General features: G+C 51.0%; 13 protein-coding genes and 1 pseudogene. 8 read left to right on the forward strand and 6 right to left on the reverse strand.

Annotation, left to right across the window (positions count from 1 at the left end; translation table 11 throughout):
* Positions 1-371 precede the first annotated feature (371 nt).
* The 4 genes and pseudogenes from cyaY to A7090_RS23040 form a co-directional block, all read right to left on the reverse strand.
* A complete protein-coding gene (cyaY, locus tag A7090_RS23020; RefSeq protein WP_105275658.1) occupies positions 372-692 on the reverse strand; it encodes an iron donor protein CyaY in 321 nt (106 codons plus the stop codon).
* Between the two features lie 47 nt (positions 693-739).
* Positions 740-2767 (reverse strand): annotated as a pseudogene (locus tag A7090_RS26060) (hypothetical protein).
* Positions 2768-2824: 57 nt separating this feature from the next.
* Positions 2825-4105 carry a DKNYY domain-containing protein gene (locus A7090_RS23035; RefSeq protein WP_105275661.1) on the reverse strand — a complete coding sequence of 427 codons (1281 nt, stop codon included), beginning with the start codon at positions 4103-4105 and terminating at the stop codon, positions 2825-2827.
* The gene (locus A7090_RS23040) at positions 4102-5547 is read right to left on the reverse strand and encodes a DKNYY family protein (RefSeq protein WP_198599612.1); all 1446 of its coding nucleotides are present in this window, start codon (positions 5545-5547) and stop codon (positions 4102-4104) included. Before A7090_RS23040 ends, A7090_RS23035 begins: the two co-directional genes overlap by 4 nt.
* A gap of 188 nt (positions 5548-5735) precedes the next feature.
* On the opposite strand from A7090_RS23040, the gene lptM reads away from it, so the two are divergent.
* From lptM to uvrD, 6 genes are all read left to right on the forward strand, one after another.
* On the forward strand, positions 5736-5939 hold the full coding sequence (gene lptM / locus A7090_RS23045; protein WP_001726599.1) for an LPS translocon maturation chaperone LptM: 204 nt from the start codon (positions 5736-5738) through the stop codon (positions 5937-5939).
* 36 nt (positions 5940-5975) lie between these two features.
* Positions 5976-6800 (forward strand): diaminopimelate epimerase, encoded by an 825-nt coding sequence (dapF, locus tag A7090_RS23050; protein ID WP_001160654.1) that lies wholly within the window; start codon positions 5976-5978, stop codon positions 6798-6800.
* Positions 6797-7504 carry a DUF484 domain-containing protein gene (locus tag A7090_RS23055; RefSeq protein ID WP_105275663.1) on the forward strand — a complete coding sequence of 236 codons (708 nt, stop codon included), beginning with the start codon at positions 6797-6799 and terminating at the stop codon, positions 7502-7504. Before dapF ends, A7090_RS23055 begins: the two co-directional genes overlap by 4 nt.
* A complete protein-coding gene (gene xerC, locus A7090_RS23060) occupies positions 7501-8397 on the forward strand; it encodes a tyrosine recombinase XerC (RefSeq protein ID WP_105275664.1) in 897 nt (298 codons plus the stop codon). The genes A7090_RS23055 and xerC overlap by 4 nt, the downstream gene beginning before the upstream one ends.
* Positions 8397-9113: a 5-amino-6-(5-phospho-D-ribitylamino)uracil phosphatase YigB gene (gene yigB, locus A7090_RS23065; protein ID WP_105275665.1), complete on the forward strand. Its 717-nt coding sequence runs from the start codon at positions 8397-8399 to the stop codon at positions 9111-9113. The genes xerC and yigB overlap by 1 nt, the downstream gene beginning before the upstream one ends.
* Positions 9114-9196: 83 nt before the next feature.
* Positions 9197-11359 carry a DNA helicase II gene (gene uvrD, locus A7090_RS23070; RefSeq protein WP_105275666.1) on the forward strand — a complete coding sequence of 721 codons (2163 nt, stop codon included), beginning with the start codon at positions 9197-9199 and terminating at the stop codon, positions 11357-11359.
* Positions 11360-11475: 116 nt separating this feature from the next.
* On the opposite strand, the gene A7090_RS23075 is transcribed toward uvrD, so the two are convergent.
* A complete protein-coding gene (locus A7090_RS23075) occupies positions 11476-12378 on the reverse strand; it encodes an SAM hydrolase/SAM-dependent halogenase family protein (RefSeq protein ID WP_105275667.1) in 903 nt (300 codons plus the stop codon).
* An 82-nt stretch (positions 12379-12460) separates the two neighbouring features.
* The gene (locus tag A7090_RS23080; protein ID WP_105275668.1) at positions 12461-13225 is read right to left on the reverse strand and encodes a phosphodiester glycosidase family protein; all 765 of its coding nucleotides are present in this window, start codon (positions 13223-13225) and stop codon (positions 12461-12463) included.
* 161 nt (positions 13226-13386) lie between these two features.
* Here A7090_RS23080 and ysgD point away from each other — a divergent pair, with 161 nt between their 5' ends.
* Both ysgD and corA read left to right on the forward strand, forming a co-directional pair.
* Positions 13387-13443: a YsgD/CorL family protein gene (gene ysgD / locus A7090_RS26825; protein WP_212591408.1), complete on the forward strand. Its 57-nt coding sequence runs from the start codon at positions 13387-13389 to the stop codon at positions 13441-13443.
* A gap of 151 nt (positions 13444-13594) precedes the next feature.
* A complete protein-coding gene (gene corA / locus A7090_RS23085; protein WP_000947159.1) occupies positions 13595-14545 on the forward strand; it encodes a magnesium/cobalt transporter CorA in 951 nt (316 codons plus the stop codon).
* Positions 14546-15168: the final 623 nt, after the last annotated feature.

Genomic DNA, 15168 nt, shown 5'->3' on the forward strand with positions numbered 1-15168 from the left:
GACATTAGTATCGGAAACAGGAAAGGGAGGCGAAAGACGGTTTAAATGATGCGCTTACGTATGGGGTGGCTTTTTGTTTTTGCTGTGCGCCAGCGCGGTGAGTTTTGGCGTATGGGATGCATCATATTGGGGACGGTGGGGTGGAAAGTGTGCGGATGTCCTGATTTCCTGCGATTATTACCACTATCTGTACACACTGGGGTGGTGGCTTTACTGCATCGCGATTCTGCTTTTTATTGCCGCCGGTTGGGTCAGAATCGTTGTTGCCGCCGTGAGCATGCTCGTCAGATGGCGACGCTAGTGTGTCTTACCCAGCCTATCGCACTTTTCCCGTAGGCCGGATAAGGCGCAGCCGCATCCGGCAATAAACCTTAACGGAAGCTCACCGCTTCGCCCGCCTGCTGCGTCGCCGCCTGTTCCAGCAAATCCCAGAAGGTTTCGCCGCTGCGATCGCAAATCCACTCATCGCCTTTCAGGTCAAAATGGTAGCCGCCCTGTTTGGTTGCCAGCCACACCTGATGCAGCGGCTCCTGACGATTGATAATGATTTTGCTGCCGTTTTCAAAGGTAACGGTCAGCACGCCGCCGTTGATTTCGCAGTCGATATCGCTGTCGCCATCCCAGTCGTCCAGACGCTCTTCGATGGTCAGCCACAGTTGATCGGCCAGGCGATGAAATTCACTGTCGTTCATTGTTGTATCCTGTTTTTAAGTGATGGCGGCAGTATAGCGGCATGGAGTCAGGGCTTCAAAGTTTGCTCAATGTCTGGTGTTTTGCGGCACTCTTCCTCCGTCTTCAAGATGATGATGTCATCATTGGATAAAAACATGTTCTGATGCAGATTACGTGTCCTGGCCGGACAGGGCGATGCGGTTCGATAAAGTTGGCTACCGATCCAGGTATAAACATAGCGATTGTCATAAGCGAAACGTTCGGTGGTCTTCAATGGTCCATCAATAGCAAAAATTTGAATATCGTCGCGTAAACGGGAAGAGCGCATAAAGTAGCCATGGTCTTTCCCGGCGTTAATTCGTTGTTTCAGGAAAGGTGCAGAAGAGTTGAGCGTTAGGGTTTCCAGTGTGTCTTCACCAAAAGGAGACAATTTCGCAATGTACAGATGATTTTTGTACTGCGCGACACGATCGGTGATGGGATGAAATGCTTTTGGGTCAATATTGGGGAGTTTCTCCCATTGACTCCATTGCTGGTCTGTAGAGCGAAGCTTACGCCAGCTAACATCGGTTTCACCGACGAGAAAAGAGCTTTCGCCATCAGAATATTGAGCAATGTTAACGGATGAGTTATAGGGGATTCCCGTTGGAATAAACGCACCATCTTCAAGAAGTCTGCCGTCCAACTCTCCACTACGGTAGTCTGCCCAGTAGCCATATCCTGAATGTTCGGTTTTCCATTGTACCCGCACGGCTTTGGTATTGGGTGTTGGGTAGCGCCACAGCTGTGAGCCATCGAATGCGTAAACATAACGATCGTCGTGTGCATACCATTTCTTGTAATGGGGGCTATCGTTAAGGTGAGCCTCACGCTCGTCAGGAACACGATAATCCATCAGGATAAGCGGCCCGGAAGACTCGAATACCTGGAGGCCATCTTCTTCTTTACCATCAGCTGGTAATTTGGTCAATAAATAGCCGTGAGTTCTTCCCGCGTTAAAGCGTTTATCTATCACCAAACCCGGATTATCCAGCGTGACGATATCCAGCCTATTTTCGCCAAATTCCGTTTTTTTGATGGTGTACAGCTTGTCCTGATACTGAGCAACGGTATTACTAAGAGGGTGAAATTGTTCTGGATCGAGGCCGGGTAGGACTTCTTGCTGGCATTCTGGCCCTTTGCGCCATGAAACATAGTGTTCCTGTAAATTGAACGCTGCGCAGCTATTTGCCCTATCTTTGTCCAGATTTCCCTGATTCAGCACTTTACGCTGCAGCCCGTTTTTATCACGCCAGGTTAATAACGAACCGGGCATCCAGCGCACGACAGTAAATGTCTCTGGGTCGGCTTTAAGCTGTTCGCCATTGATTATGATTTTGGTCCGTGTACGGGCTAATGTATCCCAGGGGCCAAATGGTACGGCAACGCAGGGGTTAAACGTGGTGGAAAACTTTCCTCGCTGCTCCTAGGACTTCTGCGCCAGCACGCGGAAACTCTCAGGGTCAGCGAGACGATGCCCATCAACATATAAGAAATTAGCGTCACGTAATATCAGTCCCAGAAAGTCAGGTTTCCAGGGGAAACGGAATTTAACCTGCTGCAGCGTGTTGATATCTAAACTATTTTCTTCTCCATTTTCATCGGTGCGCTTGCCTTCGAAATAGAGACTGTGTTTATCTGCGGCAAAATCACCCCATGCCTTGAACGAGGCGACATCGACGGGAGGTTTGTCTGGCAGGTTTTGCACAACTTCACCCGCGTAGAGGATATTGCGACCATCGCTATGCCAGGAGTAATGAGGATACCTGGCTCGTGCGCCCTGATAGAGGTAGTCGGTTGTCAAATCAGTCAGAGGCGGTTCTTTATCCCATTCGTCTAGTGTTGACGGGTCTATTAATAAATTGGGTAACCGACGCAATCTCTTGTAATTCACGCCAGGAAGAGAAAGATTTGTTTCCTGATAAGGGCGCAGGTACACCACGCCTTTTCCCTGTTGCTGGTAAATATTGTGTTCAGGTTCATCAAGCCGACATCCCCATGCCGAGGATAAGAACAACGAACAAGACAACAAACAAACCCCATTGCGATAGTGCATAAATCCATCCTGGCGCGAGGTGTCAATCGAGACTCCCGGTAAAAAATAATGACCCAATTACGGCGTGCGGTGGCACGCTGATGCTTCGGTATTAATGATGATGCTACCATTGTGCTCAACGGTTTGCGCCGGACACGGCGATTCAGTTCTGCAAGGTTGCTGGCCCCCCCAGGTATAAACATAGCGATCGTCCCAGGCGAAATACTTAGCCATGGTGAGTGGGCCGTGGGTGGCAATCACATGAACATCCTGCACCCACGTTCTGTCCTTGATAATATAAATGTGCTTTTTCCCACCATTGAAGACGTGATCAACCACTAAATCAGGGGTATCCAGGGGGATAACGTTAAGCTGGTCTTCGCCAACTGGCGACAGTTTGACGATATACAGACGATCCTGATACTGCGCGATGCGGTTAGTGATCAGATGGAACTGTTCCGGGTCAACATCGGATATATCATGCCAGGCTCCCCATATGTCATCCCGCGAGAGTTGCTTGCGCCAGCGGACGGTTTTTTCACCGATTTCAAATGAATTCACATTATAGGTCGTTGCCATTTTTACTGCCGGGTTGCCATAGGCGTAACGGTGCTCACCATGTTTGTCGCGGTAGACCAATAATGAATTGGGAATCCATCGAGTGATGTGAAAGGTGTCAGCATCAACGTCTGCAATGTGCTGGCCATTGAGAAACACATCCTGGCGATGACGAATAAGTAGGTCGCGGGAGTTAGCCCCTTCATTGGGTGGGCGGAACCGCGCGATATCCCCCCACAATTTACTTTGCAGTACGCTGAAATCGTCGCTACTGGCCTGCCTGCGTCCCAATAAATAAAGGTTATGTCGGTCAACCAGGGTGCTGCTGTTATCTTCGATCGTTTTTAGCGTTGCCAGGTCCACCTTCGAAGCGCCGCTGTTGCTTTCGGTGCGCTGACCGTCAAAATAGAGACTGTATTTATCGACGGCGAAGCGGCCCAGAGCCTTAAAGCTGGCAATATCGACCGTTGGTGTACCGGGAGGATTACTCACGATTTTCCCTCGCCAGAGAATGACGTGGCCGTCCGTCATCCAGTGGTACTCCTCTTTAATTGTGGTTACTTCATCTTCGAAAATATATCGTTCCTGCTCGCCAGAGATATTATCCACAGGGTACAAATCGCGGCTGTTAATTCCCGTAAACTGGGCAATGATTTTCTTTTGTCCCCCGAAGTTTGAACCGTAAACCATGGCCCCTTGGTCAGAGTAGTATTGATACCCTTCAGCCTGTACGGCAGGTATTGCCAGCGTGTATCCCAGCAGGATGAGCGCCAGTGAGATACTTGTTTTCTTCATTTTTATTTTTTAGCCTCATCGCGCGGAGTGGGTATAAACTCGCCATCACCGTTAATTTTGCCATCGAGTTGATCGTTCACGACGTGCACGGCTCGGGGATCTGCGGTGTGATAGCGCCAGAGCTGCGTGCCATCGAAGCGATAAACATACTTGTCGTCGCGGGCTAACCATTTTTGGCTATAAGGGTTGCTGCTACCCCGATGCGCTTCCCGTTCGCTGGGGATGTGGTTATCAAATAAAATGAGCGGCCCGACGGATTCAAACACCTGCAAACCAGAATCCCTCACATCGTCTCCCTTTCTTGTGAGCAAGTAGCCGTGGCGCTTCCCGGCATTGAAGCGTTTATTAATAATCAGTTTCGGGTCATCAAGCGTAACAATATTCAGATTACGTTCGCCGAATGGTGTTGTTTCGATGACGTACAGCTTGTCCTGATACTGCGCGACAGCATCGCTAATTGGGTGAAACTGTTCAGGATCGAGGCCGGGAATCTCTTCTTGTTGGCATTCTGCTCCCTCACGCAGGGTAGCACTACGCCAGGTGACGCTGTGTTCCTTTACATTGAAATTACCGCAGCTATTTTCCTCATTGCTGTCCAGGATAGCTTGATCCAGTACCTTTCGGTGAAAGCCGTTTTTATCACGCCAGCTTATTAATGATTCGGGTATCCAGCGCACAACGGTGAAGGTATCCGGGTCGGCATCCAGTTGTTCGCCGTTGAGCATAATCTTCGTCTGTGTACGGGCCAGCGTATCCCAGGGGCCGAATGGTTCGCGAATGCAGGTGTTAAACATCATGGAAAAATTTCCGCGGTTATCCCAGGACTTTTGCGCCAGCACGCGGAAACTATAGGTCTCAGCAATACGATGCCCGTTGATATACAGGAAGTTAGCATCACGCAGTATCAGCCCGAGGACGTCAGGTTCCCATGGCGGCGGTAAATTCATCTTATGCAGTGTTTTGCTATCTAAAGGCTTTTCACCACCGTTGTCATCCGTGCGTTCGCCTCTGAAATAGAGGCTATTTTTATCAGCGGCAAAATCGCCCCAGGCCTTGAATGACGTTACGTCAACAGGCGGTGTACCCGTAGGATTTTGCACTATCTTGCCAGCGTAAATAATATAGCGGCCATCGCTATGCCAGGAGTAATCAGGATACCAGGTATGTGCGCCCCTTCTGAGATGATCAGTAGACAGATCGGTCAACGGCGGTATCGTCTCCCAATCTTCCAGTGTCGCAGGGTCAATTAACAAATTCTCCAACCGACGCAGGCGCTTGTAATTCACGTCCGGTAGCGAAAGATTGGTGTTTTGATAAGGGCGCAGGTACACCACGCCTTTTCCCTGTTGCTGATACACATTGGGAGCCACAGATACAAGCTTACATCCCCATGGGGGTGACAGAAAAAGGGAACAAGACAACAAACAAACCCCATTGCGATAGTGCATAAATCCATCCTGGCACGAGGTGCCGATCACGAAACTACCAGCAAAACATAAATCCCCACGTGTAAGCGTTATACTCGCAGCATTTCCTCACTTTTCAGACTCCATAAAGAGTCGCTAAACGCTTGCTTTTACGCCTTCTCCTGCGATGATAGAAAGCAGAAAGCGATGAACTTTACAGGCAATCCATAATGAAAAACGTGTTTAAGGCACTCACTGTATTACTTACTCTCTTCAGCCTGACGGGCTGCGGTCTGAAAGGTCCGCTCTATTTCCCGCCAGCAGATAAAAACGCACCGCCGCCGACCAAATCGGTAGAGACACAAACGCAATCCACGGTGCCGGATAAAAACGACCGCGCCACTGGCGATGGTCCATCCCAGGTGAATTACTAGAAGTCAGTTTCTGTACCCGCGTGATTGGAGTAAATGATGCAGTTCTCAAAAATGCATGGCCTTGGCAACGATTTTATGGTCGTCGACGCGGTAACGCAGAATGTCTTTTTTTCACCGGAGCTGATTCGTCGCCTGGCGGATCGGCACCTGGGGGTAGGGTTTGACCAGCTGCTGGTGGTTGAGCCGCCGTACGACCCTGAACTGGATTTTCACTATCGCATTTTCAATGCTGATGGTAGTGAAGTGGCGCAGTGCGGCAACGGTGCGCGCTGCTTTGCCCGTTTTGTGCGTCTGAAAGGGCTGACCAATAAGCGCGATATCCGCGTCAGCACCGCCAACGGGCGGATGGTTCTGACGGTCACCGATGATGATCTGGTCCGCGTAAATATGGGCGAACCCAACTTCGAACCTTCTGCTGTGCCGTTTCGCGCTAACAAAGCGGAAAAGACCTATATTATGCGCGCCGCCGAGCAGACAATCTTATGTGGCGTGGTGTCGATGGGAAATCCGCATTGCGTGATTCAGGTCGATGATGTCGATACCGCGGCGGTAGAAACGCTTGGCCCTGTTCTGGAAAGCCACGAACGTTTTCCGGAGCGCGCCAATATCGGTTTTATGCAAGTGGTTAAGCGTGAGCATATTCGTTTACGCGTTTATGAGCGTGGGGCAGGAGAAACCCAGGCCTGCGGCAGCGGTGCGTGTGCGGCGGTTGCGGTAGGGATTCAGCAAGGGTTGCTGGCCGAAGAAGTGCGCGTGGAACTCCCCGGCGGTCGTCTTGATATCGCCTGGAAAGGTCCGGGTCACCCGTTGTATATGACTGGCCCGGCGGTACATGTCTACGACGGATTTATTCATCTATGAAGCAACCAGGGGAAGAACTGCCGGAAACACTCACGGAGCTTGATGACCGGGCGGTTGTCGATTATCTGATTAAAAATCCTGAGTTTTTTATCCGCAATGCGCGCGCGGTAGAAGCGATACGTGTGCCGCATCCGGTACGCGGCACCGTTTCGTTGGTCGAGTGGCACATGGCCCGCGCACGTAATCATATTCATGTTCTGGAAGAGAACATGGCGCTGTTGATGGAACAGGCTATCGCCAACGAAGGCCTGTTTTATCGCCTACTTTACCTGCAGCGCAGTCTCACCGCCGCCAGCAGCCTCGACGATATGCTGATGCGTTTGCACCGCTGGGCGCGTGATTTAGGGCTGGCAGGTGCGAGTCTGCGCCTGTTTCCGGATCGCTGGCGCTTAGGTGCGCCGTCGAACCACACTCATCTGACATTAAGTCGTCAGTCTTTCGAACCGCTGCGTATTCAGCGTCTGGGGCAGGAACAGCACTATCTTGGGCCGCTTAACGGACCGGAGCTGCTGGTGGTGTTACCGGAAGCGAAAGCGGTGGGATCGGTGGCGATGTCAATGCTGGGAAGCGATGCTGATTTGGGGGTCGTGCTGTTTACCAGCCGCGACGCCAGTCACTATCAACAAGGGCAGGGAACGCAGTTACTTCATGAAATTGCGCTGATGTTGCCGGAGCTTCTGGAGCGTTGGATTGAACGCGTATGACCGATTTACACACCGATGTAGAACGCTACCTACGTTATCTGAGCGTGGAGCGTCAGCTTAGCCCGATAACCCTGCTTAACTACCAGCGTCAGCTTGAGGCGATCATTAATTTTGCCAGCGAAAACGGCCTGCAAAGCTGGCAGCAATGTGACGTCACGATGGTGCGCAATTTTGCTGTACGTAGTCGCCGTAAAGGGCTGGGAGCGTCAAGTCTGGCGTTACGGCTTTCTGCGCTACGTAGCTTTTTTGACTGGCTGATAAGCCAGAACGAACTCAAAGCCAACCCGGCAAAAGGTGTTTCGGCACCGAAAGCGCCGCGTCATCTGCCGAAAAATATTGACGTCGATGATATGAATCGGCTGCTGGATATTGATATCAACGATCCGCTCGCCGTGCGTGACCGGGCAATGCTGGAAGTGATGTACGGCGCGGGTCTGCGTCTTTCCGAACTTGTGGGGCTCGATATGAAACACCTCGACCTGGAGTCCGGCGAAGTGTGGGTGATGGGGAAAGGCAGCAAAGAGCGCCGCCTGCCGATTGGTCGTAATGCCGTGGCGTGGATTGAGCACTGGCTTGATTTGCGCGATCTGTTTGGCAGCGAAGACGACGCGCTTTTTCTGTCGAAACTGGGCAAGCGTATCTCCGCGCGTAATGTGCAGAAACGCTTTGCCGAATGGGGCATAAAACAAGGGCTGAATAATCACGTTCACCCGCATAAATTACGTCACTCGTTTGCCACGCATATGCTGGAGTCGAGCGGCGATCTTCGTGGTGTGCAGGAGCTACTGGGTCATGCCAACCTCTCCACCACGCAAATCTATACTCATCTTGATTTTCAACACCTTGCCTCGGTGTACGATGCGGCGCATCCACGCGCCAAACGGGGGAAATAATGCGTTTTTACCGTCCTTTGGGGCGCATCTCGGCGCTCACCTTTGACCTGGATGATACCCTTTACGATAATCGTCCGGTGATTTTGCGCACTGAGCAGGAGGCGCTTACCTTTGTGCAAAATTACCACCCGGCGCTGCGTTGCTTCCAGAATGAAGATTTGCAACGTCTGCGCCAGGTGGTACGGGAAGCGGAACCCGAGATTTATCATGACGTGACGCGCTGGCGTTTTCGCTCAATAGAACAAGCGATGCTTGACGCCGGGCTAAGCGCGGAAGAAGCCAGTGCAGGCGCACACGCGGCAATGATCAACTTTGCCAAATGGCGCAGCCGGATTGACGTCCCGCAGCAAACCCACGACACCTTAAAACAGCTGGCGAAGAAATGGCCGTTGGTGGCGATCACTAACGGTAACGCCCAGCCGGAACTGTTTGGTCTGGGTGATTATTTTGAGTTTGTGCTGCGCGCTGGCCCGCACGGGCGCTCGAAACCGTTCAGCGATATGTACTTTCTGGCGGCAGAAAAACTCAACGTGCCGCTCGGCGAGATCTTACATGTTGGGGACGATCTCACCACTGACGTGGGTGGGGCAATTCGCAGCGGAATGCAGGCCTGTTGGATCAGACCGGAAAATGGCGATCTGATGCAAACCTGGGACAGCCGTTTACTCCCTCATCTGGAAATTTCCCGGTTGGCATCTCTGACCTCGCTGATATAATCAGCAAATCTGTATATATACCCAGCTTTTTGGTGGAGGGCGTTGCGCTTCTCCACCCAACCTATTTTTACGCGGCGGTGCCAATGGACGTTTCTTACCTGCTCGATAGCCTTAATGACAAACAGCGCGAAGCGGTGGCCGCGCCACGCAGCAATCTTCTGGTGCTGGCGGGCGCGGGCAGTGGTAAGACGCGCGTACTGGTGCATCGTATCGCCTGGCTGATGAGCGTGGAAAACTGCTCGCCGTACTCGATCATGGCGGTGACGTTTACCAATAAAGCGGCAGCGGAGATGCGTCATCGCATTGGGCAACTGATGGGCACCAGCCAGGGCGGTATGTGGGTCGGCACCTTCCACGGGCTGGCACACCGTTTGCTGCGTGCGCACCATATGGACGCCAATCTGCCGCAAGATTTCCAGATCCTCGACAGTGAAGACCAGCTACGTCTGCTTAAGCGTTTGATCAAAGCCATGAATCTCGACGAGAAGCAGTGGCCGCCGCGTCAGGCAATGTGGTACATCAACAGCCAGAAAGATGAAGGCTTGCGTCCGCATCATATTCAAAGCTACGGTAACCCGGTGGAACAGACCTGGCAGAAGGTGTATCAGGCGTATCAGGAAGCGTGTGACCGCGCGGGCCTGGTGGACTTTGCTGAACTGCTGCTACGCGCGCACGAACTGTGGCTTAACAAGCCGCATATTTTGCAACACTACCGCGAACGTTTTACCAATATCCTGGTGGACGAATTCCAGGATACCAACAACATTCAGTACGCGTGGATCCGCCTGCTGGCAGGCGATACTGGCAAAGTGATGATCGTTGGCGATGACGACCAGTCAATCTACGGCTGGCGCGGGGCGCAAGTAGAGAATATTCAGCGTTTCCTCAATGATTTCCCGGGTGCCGAAACTATCCGTCTGGAGCAGAACTACCGCTCTACCAGTAACATTCTGAGCGCCGCGAACGCCCTGATTGAAAACAACAACGGGCGTTTGGGTAAAAAACTGTGGACCGATGGCGCGGACGGTGAGCCGATTTCGCTTTATTGTGCCTTTAACGAACTCGACGAAGCGCGTTTTGTGGTTAACCGTATCAAAACCTGGCAGGACAACGGCGGGGCGCTTGCCGAGTGCGCTATTCTCTACCGCAGCAACGCCCAGTCGCGTGTGCTGGAGGAAGCACTGTTGCAGGCGAGTATGCCGTACCGCATTTATGGCGGCATGCGCTTCTTCGAGCGTCAGGAAATCAAAGATGCGCTCTCTTATTTGCGTTTGATTGCCAATCGTAATGATGACGCGGCGTTTGAGCGTGTGGTGAATACGCCAACGCGGGGTATTGGTGACCGGACGCTGGACGTGGTGCGTCAGACATCGCGCGATCGCCAGTTAACCCTCTGGCAAGCGTGTCGTGAACTGTTACAGGAAAAGGCGCTCGCCGGACGTGCTGCCAGCGCCTTGCAACGGTTTATGGAACTGATCGACGCCTTAGCGCAGGAAACTGCCGATATGCCGCTGCATGTACAGACTGACCGGGTAATTAAAGACTCTGGTCTGCGTACCATGTACGAGCAGGAGAAGGGCGAAAAAGGCCAGACGCGTATCGAAAACTTAGAGGAACTGGTGACGGCAACGCGCCAGTTCAGCTACAACGAAGAAGACGAAGATTTAATGCCGCTACAGGCGTTCCTCTCCCACGCGGCGCTGGAAGCGGGCGAAGGGCAGGCAGATACCTGGCAGGATGCGGTGCAGTTGATGACGCTTCACTCAGCGAAAGGGCTGGAGTTCCCGCAGGTGTTTATTGTCGGGATGGAAGAGGGCATGTTCCCAAGCCAGATGTCGCTGGAAGAAGGCGGACGTCTGGAAGAAGAACGCCGTCTGGCCTACGTTGGCGTCACCCGCGCCATGCAGAAGCTGACGCTGACCTACGCAGAAACCCGCCGTCTGTACGGTAAAGAGGTTTACCATCGACCGTCGCGCTTTATTGGCGAGCTGCCAGAGGAGTGTGTGGAAGAGGTGCGCCTGCGCGCTACGGTAAGCCGCCCGGTCAGCCATCAGCGTATGGGTACGCCGATGGTTGAGAACGACAGCGGTTACAAACTCGGCCAGCGCGTGCGCCACGCCAAGTTTGGTGAGGGCACCATCGTTAATATGGAAGGCAGCGGCGAACATAGCCGTTTGCAGGTGGCATTTCAGGGGCAAGGTATTAAATGGCTGGTGGCGGCTTACGCCCGGCTGGAGACGGTATAACGTTGCCGGATGCGGTGCTGCGCACCTTATCCGGCCTACAAAAACTGCAGATTCAAAAAAATTGCAATGTCATGTAGGCCGGATAAGGCGTTTATGCCGCATCCGGCGTCTGCACCTTACTTAGTGCACTTCTTCACATCTATATTCCAGTCAGCACCAGACGCAACCTGATGTTTCTGCGCAAAGTTATCCATATTTAGCGCCACGGAAACATTCAATAAGCTGTTCAGATACACCATCGGCTGGCCTTCCGGTACATCTCCGAAGCTGGCGACATACGGCATTTTCCCTTCGTATTTTTTCTGGGAACCCTCGGAAATGGTCACGCACAACGTGTCGTTGAGTTTAATTCCCGCCTGATTCAACAACTCGTCGCTGATATTGCTCCAGACGTTGCCATACTGAATATCGAGAATCGGGATATTGCCCTTCACTTCACCTTTTGTTGCTTTGGCTTTCTGATAAGAAAGTTCGACAACTTTTGCAGGAAGCTCTGGCCCCACCTGCTCGAACGTGATCGCCCCAGAAGCCAGACGCGCACCGGTGTAGGCATATACATCGCGACCGTGGAAGGTATATGACTTTTCGGAACCTTTCAGGCGGTTGGTTTTTTCATCAATTTCTCTGATGCTGTCAATGCCCAGTGATTGCGCCACCAAAGTCAGCGTACCGTTATCTGGTGAAACGAAGTACTGACCGTTTTTCGTTTTCAGCACAACTGATTTACGGTCAGTGCCTACGCCCGGATCGACCACACTGACAAAAACCGAACCTTGCGGCCAGTAACTGGCAGTCTGATAGAGGCGGTAAGCGCCTTCCCAGATGTTATACGGTGGAATTTCGTGTGTTAAATCAAAGATTTTAAGATTATGGTCAACGCCGAAAGCGACCCCTTTCATCGCCGATACGGCGCCATCTTTCAGGCTAAAATCCGTTTGTAAAATCAAAGCGTTATCTGCATAAGCGGACGATGATCCCAGACATGTTAATAAAAATAACGTCGTGAGCGTTTTTCTCATTTCTGTTTCCCTTCATTTATCTGATGATTTTCCAGCTGTGTAGCCAGCCCCAGTTTGTCTGGCCTCCTCGAGTGTACAATGCTTAACCTTTCCGCTCGACGGAAATCATGGTAACAAAAGGATAGCGTTGCCACGAGATTGCCCCACCTTTCATATACATATGTGAAATCGTGCCATCAAGATAAAGCAGCTGCTCAACGTTCAGTTTCGCTTTGGCGTAACAGGCAAAATCATAAAAGTTGGTCGCTTGCTGGCTAAGCAAAAACACTGCGTTGCCTTGCTTATTAATCCCTACTCCATTACGAATTTTGCGTGAGGCGACATTGGGATGAATACGCGGATTAATTACGCCGTTTTCCAACAATATCGGCCCTGACTGCACCGCAAACTGAATCTCTTTACTGGCTTTAAAGGCATCCAGACGAACGATGCCGACTTTATCTCCTGCGACATAAAACACGCCGCCAGGACGAATAAAGAAATTCCCTTCACCCGAGGCGAGGTTTAACGCCACCTTCTGTTGACCGTTTTCGATGTACAAACCGAGCGGCGTATAGCTTTCATCATAGATGCCGCCGTTCATCGCCATCTGCACCTGCCCCTGACTATCAATATCAGCCAGCAGCGCATGCAGCGTTTCCCACGCTTCGCCATTGGCCTTTTGCCAGTACATTTTCACCCGCTCTGTTTGAGGATTAACGGTATACGCCTGTACGGTCAGCGCCGGTTCTGAGAGTGCGCAGTCATCAGCAGCAACAGCAAACAAAGGGAGCAAGATGAGGGCGAGAAAAATCCGTTTGAGACTCAAGGTGATCATTCCTTTACCAATGAGTAGCCGATGCGCCATTATAGGTCCTGGATGTGGGATTTTTTTATCCTGTTAGCGACCTTGACGAGTACCAAAAAGCGCGAAGTTCAACTATTGTTCTGTGGTGTTCTGTTGCGTGTTGACGGCAAAATTTTGCTGGCGTAACATGCGCGCACGATCACTCTAAGAGGACATTCGCCTTGGACACACCCAGTAGATACTGGCTCACTATCCTGTCATTCAGGATCAACTCCTAAGGCTATCCCTTTTTGCTGATAGCCTTAGCGGTTGTCAGCGATTTCAGTTTTTCCCGTCGCGCTGAGTCAGGCTGTTTAATGGTCTGAAACCCAATTTGTTTCTGTGTGCCCACCGAACTGTCCGATATTTTAAGCATTGGGAGTCCCGGTCATGCTGAGCGCATTTCAACTGGAAAATAACCGACTGACCCGGCTGGAAGTCGAAGAGTCACAACCCCTCGTAAATGCAGTATGGATTGATCTTGTCGAACCGGATGACGACGAGCGACTGCGCGTACAATCTGAACTTGGTCAGAGCCTGGCAACCCGCCCGGAACTGGAAGACATCGAAGCATCGGCACGTTTCTTTGAAGACGATGATGGTCTGCATATTCACTCCTTCTTCTTCTTTGAAGATGCGGAAGATCATGCCGGTAACTCCACTGTGGCATTTACCATCCGTGATGGTCGTCTGTTTACTTTACGTGAGCGCGAGCTGCCCGCTTTTCGTCTGTATCGTATGCGTGCCCGTAGCCAGTCGATGGTAGACGGTAACGCCTACGAGCTGCTGCTGGATCTGTTCGAAACCAAAATTGAACAGTTGGCAGATGAAATTGAAAACATCTACAGCGATCTGGAGCAGTTGAGCCGGGTAATTATGGAAGGGCATCAGGGCGATGAGTACGACGAGGCGCTTTCTACGTTGGCAGAACTGGAAGATATCGGCTGGAAAGTTCGCCTGTGTCTGATGGATACCCAGCGTGCGCTCAACTTCCTGGTGCGTAAGGCGCGTTTACCGGGCGGGCAACTGGAGCAGGCGCGTGAAATCCTGCGAGATATCGAATCCCTGCTGCCGCATAACGAATCTCTGTTCCAGAAGGTGAACTTCCTGATGCAGGCGGCGATGGGCTTTATCAACATCGAGCAGAACCGCATCATCAAAATCTTCTCGGTGGTGTCCGTTGTGTTCCTGCCACCAACGCTGGTTGCTTCCAGCTACGGCATGAACTTTGAGTTTATGCCAGAGCTGAAGTGGAGCTTCGGCTATCCTGGCGCGATTATCTTTATGATCCTCGCGGGCCTGGCACCGTATCTCTACTTTAAGCGGAAGAACTGGTTGTAACTTTACGATGTCGCTGTGAGTAAGTTAGTGTGCTGACAGCGACATTTTAGCCGAGGGAATCGCAGATAACATAATTGTTGTGAATAATATCCATGCTACGTTGAGTTGGACGCTTAATGAATCACATCTCACCCCTTCAATTGCTGCAGAAATAATAGAAAAAAGTGTCAAACTCAATGAAATCAATACAAAATAGATTGCGTTACATCCAGAATCTCTTATTCTTTTAGCTCCAATATTGATATTCACATATGTATTTGTGATGACCAAAACAAAACTCAAAGCCAGATTGATATCATTCAAAGTTATTAATATTGACCATGATGTTAATGTATAGATTATGAACTGAAAGCGTGATAAACGCTCAAGTCTGGATGGGTAGAATATATTTCTGATGGATGATTTGAACATTTTTACATTGGCTTATATATAATTTGTTTGAATGTATATATATTACATATATATCACATGTATATATGCAATATGGCAGTCTTTGTATTGATAACTATACAGTAGTAATTTAGAGTGTATAAGTTTTTATTGTGGCGGGTATGTTTTAATTGTAAGCGTGCAGCAAGAACCGTATTGACGGGGATGTGTTATTCAGTCGGCAGTGCTACGCG

Source organism: Escherichia sp. MOD1-EC7003, assembly GCF_002965065.1.
In the GTDB taxonomy this organism is placed as follows: domain Bacteria; phylum Pseudomonadota; class Gammaproteobacteria; order Enterobacterales; family Enterobacteriaceae; genus Escherichia.

Excerpts from the sequence above, each read along its gene's own strand:
- cyaY (WP_105275658.1), bottom strand. The coding sequence starts at position 692 with ATGAACGACAGTGAATTTCATCGCCTGGCCGATCAACTGTGGCTGACC.
- A7090_RS23040 (WP_198599612.1), bottom strand. The coding sequence starts at position 5,547 with ATGCACTATCGCAATGGGGTTTGTTTGTTGTCTTGTTCCCTTTTTCTG.
- lptM (WP_001726599.1), top strand. The coding sequence starts at position 5,736 with ATGAAAAACGTGTTTAAGGCACTCACTGTATTACTTACTCTCTTCAGC.
- dapF (WP_001160654.1), top strand. The coding sequence starts at position 5,976 with ATGCAGTTCTCAAAAATGCATGGCCTTGGCAACGATTTTATGGTCGTC.
- A7090_RS23055 (WP_105275663.1), top strand. The coding sequence starts at position 6,797 with ATGAAGCAACCAGGGGAAGAACTGCCGGAAACACTCACGGAGCTTGAT.
- xerC (WP_105275664.1), top strand. The coding sequence starts at position 7,501 with ATGACCGATTTACACACCGATGTAGAACGCTACCTACGTTATCTGAGC.
- yigB (WP_105275665.1), top strand. The coding sequence starts at position 8,397 with ATGCGTTTTTACCGTCCTTTGGGGCGCATCTCGGCGCTCACCTTTGAC.
- uvrD (WP_105275666.1), top strand. The coding sequence starts at position 9,197 with ATGGACGTTTCTTACCTGCTCGATAGCCTTAATGACAAACAGCGCGAA.
- A7090_RS23075 (WP_105275667.1), bottom strand. The coding sequence starts at position 12,378 with ATGAGAAAAACGCTCACGACGTTATTTTTATTAACATGTCTGGGATCA.
- A7090_RS23080 (WP_105275668.1), bottom strand. The coding sequence starts at position 13,225 with ATGGCGCATCGGCTACTCATTGGTAAAGGAATGATCACCTTGAGTCTC.
- corA (WP_000947159.1), top strand. The coding sequence starts at position 13,595 with ATGCTGAGCGCATTTCAACTGGAAAATAACCGACTGACCCGGCTGGAA.